The sequence below is a fragment of the Pseudomonas yangonensis genome, from assembly GCF_009932725.1.
Taxonomy (GTDB): domain Bacteria; phylum Pseudomonadota; class Gammaproteobacteria; order Pseudomonadales; family Pseudomonadaceae; genus Aquipseudomonas; species Aquipseudomonas yangonensis.
Genome location: NZ_BLJU01000081.1, coordinates 1 through 251, shown reverse-complemented (window position 1 = coordinate 251; position 251 = coordinate 1). Strand labels below are relative to the sequence as shown.

Annotated in this window: 1 protein-coding gene; it reads left to right on the top strand. The window is 61.0% G+C overall.

The annotated features are described in order from the left end of the window. Positions 1-251, top strand: a 251-nt coding sequence (locus GYB81_RS23570) for a DNA gyrase subunit A (protein ID WP_161897981.1), incomplete at both ends; no start/stop codon positions are given.

Here is a 251-nt window from a genome sequence, read left to right as displayed (position 1 = left end):
ACGCCATGAGCGAGTTGGGCAACGACTGGAACAAGCCCTACAAGAAATCCGCCCGTGTGGTCGGTGACGTGATCGGTAAATACCACCCGCACGGCGACATCGCGGTATACGACACCATCGTGCGTATGGCACAGGACTTCTCCCTGCGCTATCTGCTGGTCGACGGCCAGGGCAACTTCGGTTCGGTGGACGGCGACAACGCCGCGGCCATGCGATACACCGAAGTGCGCATGACCAAGCTGGCGCATGAG